This window comes from Streptomyces exfoliatus, assembly GCF_000725545.1.
GTDB lineage: Bacteria > Actinomycetota > Actinomycetes > Streptomycetales > Streptomycetaceae > Streptomyces > Streptomyces exfoliatus.
In genome coordinates this window covers 1-995 of sequence record NZ_JNZP01000085.1, presented here as the reverse complement: position 1 = coordinate 995, position 995 = coordinate 1, and the positions used below count along the sequence as shown (strand labels likewise).

Sequence of the window (995 nt, the reverse complement as noted above, 5' to 3'; positions counted from 1 at the left end):
GCGGCGGGTTCGGGTGTGAGCCAGTAGTGCTGGCGTTGGAAGGGGTAGGCGGGGAGTTCGATGGTGTGGGTGCGGTAGGGGGTGAGGGTGGTGGGCCATTGGATGGTGATGCCGTGGGTCCAGGCTTCGGCGGCGGATTCGATGAAGCGGTCGAGGCTGCCGGTGTTGCGGTGGAGGGTGTCGACGACGGCGCCGGTGTCGCCGATGGTTTCGGTGATGCTGGTGGTGAGGACGGGGTGGGTGCTGACTTCGATGAACACGACGTCGTCGGCGGCGAGTTGTTCGATGGTCTCGGCGAGGCGGACCTTGCTGCGGAGGTTGCGGAACCAGTAGGGGCCGTCGAGTTCGGTGGTGTCGAGGATGCCGCCGGTGACGGTGGAGTGGAAGGCGATCCGGCCCGGGCGGGGGGTGACGTCCTTGAGTTCGGTGGCGAGGGTGTCGCGGATGTCGTCGACGTGGGGGGAGTGGGAGGCGTAGTCGACGGCTATGCGGCGCGCGTGGATGCCGGCGGTTTCGCAGTGGGCGAGGAGCTCGTCGAGGGCTTCGGGGTGACCGGCCACGACGGTCGAGGAGGGGCCGTTCACAGCGGCTACCGAGATCCGTCCGGACCACCGGGCGAGGAGGTCCTCGGCGTGTGCTTCGGTGAGGGCGGTCCAGGCCATGCCGCCGCCTCCGGAGAGGACGCGGAGGGCTTTGGAGCGGAGGGCGACGACGCGGGCGCCGTCGTGGAGGGTGAGGCCTCCGGCGACGACGGCGGCGGCGATCTCGCCCTGGGAGTGGCCGACGACGGCGATGGGGTTGACTCCGCTGGCGCGCCAGAGGGCGGCGAGGGCGACCATCATGGCCCAGGAGGCGGGCTGGACGACGTCGACCCGGTCGAGGCCGGGGGCGCCTTCCTCGCCGCGGAGTACGGCGGTGAGTTTCCAGTCGACGAAGGGTGCCAGTGCTGCTTCGCACTCGTCGATGACGCGTGCGAACTCGGGGGATGAGTCGAG

At 70.2% G+C, this 995-nt stretch carries 1 protein-coding gene; it reads right to left on the bottom strand.

The window, feature by feature from the left end:
• Window positions 1-995, bottom strand: a 995-nt coding sequence (locus IO20_RS0134190) for an acyltransferase domain-containing protein (protein WP_030557364.1), incomplete at both ends; no start/stop codon positions are given.